The sequence below is a fragment of the Aporhodopirellula aestuarii genome (assembly GCF_023701485.1).
GTDB lineage: Bacteria > Planctomycetota > Planctomycetia > Pirellulales > Pirellulaceae > Rhodopirellula > Rhodopirellula aestuarii.
Genome location: NZ_JAMQBK010000108.1, coordinates 1 through 4,047, shown reverse-complemented (window position 1 = coordinate 4,047; position 4,047 = coordinate 1). Strand labels below are relative to the sequence as shown.

Sequence of the window (4,047 nt, the reverse complement as noted above, 5' to 3'; positions counted from 1 at the left end):
CGCCGAACCGATCACGAGCAGCGGAATTGTCGTTATACCGAATCACTTCTATGTACCTGCTTAGTGGCGGACGTGTTGCGTCTTCCGACCATTATCCGATATCGGGGTATCGCATCGCATGCTACCGCGGCCTATCGCACGATGATCGCAAACAACCTTCTTGGACGCATAATGACCAGCCTGAAAGATCAAACCGACGCCCAAATTGAAAAAACTCGCCAAGCAAAACCTGATTTTATGAACTCAGTCGATGAGCTCCTGGCCGCGGCGAAGGATTTTGAACAGGGCGGCAGTGCAACTACCGTCGGGGAAACCGCTCCCACGTTTGAACTGCCCAACGCCCAGGGAAAGATCGTCTCGCTCGCCGACCTGCTGAAAAACGGCCCGGTCGTGGTCACGTTTTATCGCGGAAATTGGTGTCCCTATTGCAACCTACAACTCAGAGCGATGCAGCAACGGTTGGACGAAATTCACAACCTCGGTGCCGAACTCGTAGCGATCTCTCCACAGAAACCCGACGAATCGCTGTCGCAAGCGGAACGAGACGAACTCGATTTCATCGTGCTTTCGGATCAGGACGCTCAAGTCGCCGAACAATACGGAATTGCTTGGCAAGTTCCGGACGTTTTGATCGAGCACATGAAGAAAGACCGAGGGTTGGAACTCGCCAAGATCAACAACGGCAACGGCAGTGTCCTCCCCATCCCTGCGACCTTCGTACTTTCCAATGACGGCGTGGTCACGTGGCGATACGCCAACGTCGACTATCGAACACGGGCCGAACCCGACGACATCATCGCCGCTCTCCAAAAACTCAGCATCCCGGCACCGAAATAGTATTCAGCTGGACAACGTCACTTTCTTAGCGCAACGGCGCAAGCAGGCTGTTGATTTAGTGAGCCGTCGGCGCTAGCCGCGGGCCTTACGGTACGATGCCCGCATTGGACGCCCGCAGCTAGCACTGTCGGCTCACTCTTGTTTGCGAAACGACTAACTCAACAGCCCGCAAGCCGTCCGGTCCCGAGTCACCGGACGGCTCGCGCCGTTCCGCTACATTTGAAACCCTGCAGTACATATATGAATGTCCTGAGAGACCGAGCTATGTGAAGCGCGGCGATCGTGACAGCCTATGGCGGTCTCCGTCGCGAATCACGGAGTCTGTTTCGGATTCTCGCCGGTGTCGTAGACCGCGATGACAAGCTTCGTTGACTCGGGGACCCCAGCCTGTTCGGTTTCGTCGATCCGAGCATGCCACAAGAGATGCTGCCCGTCGTCACAAACAACGAGCGAACCCCGGACAGGCGAATCGACCGCAGGTGCTAGCCTTCGCAAAGGCACGACAGCACTCCCGTCGTCCACCCTCACGACGTCGATCGCTCCGTTGTTTCGCAACAGATAGAGAATCGACTGATCGGCATTCGCGGCCACTGACACAATGGGTTCGTCCCGCCAAGGAAGTTCGACCTCTTGAACGGTGTCCAGATTCCATACAGTGCAATAGCCATTCATCGAATTCAACGCGAGCGTTCCCCAAAACGCCGACCAGCCCATCGAGGGTGCTTTCTCGATCGTTTGCAATTTTTCGCGGGCCTGATCCCAGAGATACAACGTGGTGTCGAACGGCGCGTCCTCACCCAAACCTTCGATCAACACCTTTGACGAGCGCGGGGACGCCAAGAGTTCGGGACTCAAAAACATGCCGCGCTTCGACGTTGGGAATTGATGCTCAACGCGGTGCTCACCCGATGCGGTGGATACGCGGTGCAGGGCCCCGTCGCTCGTACACGCGATCAACCACTCAGATTCGACCCCGCATATCGTGACATCGCCCAGATTTCGAATTTGAACCGCATCATCGAATTGCACGCCATCGTGGAACGGCGTCTTCACATTGGTGATCACACGCCCCGTGCGCACATCACGCTGAATGAGCTTACCGCCATCATCACCGTAATAGCTGAACGATCTCCCAGATATGCCTCCTGCGACGTAGCTCTCATTTCCTTCAGGAAGTTCAATCGGGACACGTTGGATGACTTCACCCGACTGACAATCGATCTGCACACTCTCGTTGAAACCATCCGCCCAAATGGAATCCCGATCGGAGATGGAATAGATCGGCCACAAATGCTCCTCCAGGTACAAGGTATGGAGTGCTTTCCGAGTGGGAAAATCGGCCGGACGGTTTGGAGGTATCGCTGCCGCAAACGAAATGGATTTGTCACCGGACAGCACGCGTTTGAGTTTCGCGATTTGCCCATCCATGAACGCGGGATTGTTTTCATATCGAAACGCTGTGATCGCAAGGTAGTCGGTCGCCAAAATCTCAGCGGCTTCGTCACAAATGCGAATGGGCTGACGATCGTAGTCAGGGCCGTATCTCCAACCGGTGTCGGTTTTGTCATCGAGTAGGCTCGCCAAAAACTCCTTCATCCACACCTGTTGTTTTGTCGGATGACGTAGCGCATGAATGCAAGAACGCAGCGTCTCCATCGTGTAATGATTACGATAGAGTCCGAACAGTTCTTGGGATTGAGCGGGATAGTAACGTGCGGCAGCCGACAACAAATCCTTTTCACCGCCAAACGGGCCTTGATCCACCGGCGGAGCCACCGACAACATTTTCCGCATCTGCTCGATGATCGCATCTTCATCAGCCCTGGCAACGTTCGCGTTGAGCGAGGCGGCGAGATAGTACGCAGTTTCGGATCGTTTCGCAGCATCCAAAAGCGCATCGGTTACCAACGGCTGATCGGACGACCGGACTGCTTCGAGAAACTCGATTGCATCCAAACCATTTTTCGCTTGAATTTCTTGCCATGAACCTGCGCCCGACGGGTCGGTCAGATCGAGATCGCGGATACGATTCGCGATGATCCCACTCGACCGATCGGGGAAATAGAACAACAATCGTAGCGCCGCACTATCTTGGCCATATCCCCTGTGGTCCGTAAACAGATCATCCAACAGAGCGTCCCAAAGCAACTGCGGCGAATCTTCGCTCTCCCAGATCGCTCGCACGACCTCCGCAATCTCAGGATCATGAGTGGGGCTGTTAATCACCCGACATGCAGTGGGTTGATAACGACTCGCTTGGTATCCACGATTGACGATCTGACCAATGATGACAAAACAGATATCGCCGATGGTCATGACATGCTTTGGCACATTTTCTCCCACCCCAAACGCTTCTTCTTTCGCAAACAAGTCAGCAAATCTCTTCTTGACTTCCCGCTCCACAGGTCGAGCGACGTTGAGCGAAACTTCACGCCCGTACCACTGCGAGCCCATCATTCCTTGGTGCTCCATCTCCAGCTTGGTCGGCGTGGGATCACTGAGTCGTTGCAGCAGAATCGGCAGGGCTTTCGGCCCCAACGCCACCAGCTGCCTGAGCACGTCGTTGGTCTTTAGCTGGTGATCAATCATGATGATCCCAGAATAAAACTTGTCGCTCTGAGGCAACGGCGCAAACTGGCTACCGCTCATCCAATTCGCGAAACCGAAATCGGGTTGATCAATTTCTGACAACCGATCGACCAATGCCAAAATCGCCTTCTCTTCACCGGGCGAGGCGAAGTATTTCTGCGAATCGATTTGCACCTGCGGTCTGGCTGGAAGCAAACGCGGATCCCGCCATTCGTCCTCTTCGGCGAAACCAAAGGGACAGAAAATCAAATTGATCAGTAACAGAACGCCAATCGCACAGCGGTTCATTTTGCCCATTGCATTCCCCTTTGATTGACATCTTAACGATTGGCGATGACGTCAGGGGCAAGCCACCAAAAACCGGTTCGAACTCCTGGAGCCGTTTGCCTGGGGACACTTACTTGCGCAATACACCAACCTTGGTTTCTTAACGACTCGTTACAGATAGCAAGGTTTCGGGTACCTGGAGTTCGCACGCTCTGATGATATTGGCACCGGCATCGGTGAGGGACTTCCGATAGACCTTGGGAGGGTCGGGCCGCTTCGGGCCGGGGTGAGTTGGGTCCTCGTCCCTCCCCTCGCTTCGCTCGACCCTCCCCGAGGGCATTGGTATCTACACAA

General features: G+C 54.7%; 2 protein-coding genes. One reads left to right on the top strand and one right to left on the bottom strand.

Annotated elements, in window-relative coordinates; all coding sequences use genetic code 11:
* A partial coding sequence (locus NB063_RS30080; RefSeq protein WP_250933151.1) for a peroxiredoxin-like family protein occupies positions 1-837 on the top strand: 837 nt, incomplete at its 5' end.
* 312 nt (positions 838-1,149) lie between these two features.
* Here NB063_RS30080 and NB063_RS30075 read toward each other — a convergent pair.
* Positions 1,150-3,723: a WD40 repeat domain-containing protein gene (locus NB063_RS30075; RefSeq protein WP_250933149.1), complete on the bottom strand. Its 2,574-nt coding sequence runs from the start codon at positions 3,721-3,723 to the stop codon at positions 1,150-1,152.
* Positions 3,724-4,047: the final 324 nt, after the last annotated feature.

What these genes read in the sequence shown, in the direction of transcription:
- NB063_RS30075 (WP_250933149.1), bottom strand. Translation starts at nt 3,723, where the DNA reads ATGGGCAAAATGAACCGCTGTGCGATTGGCGTTCTGTTACTGATCAAT.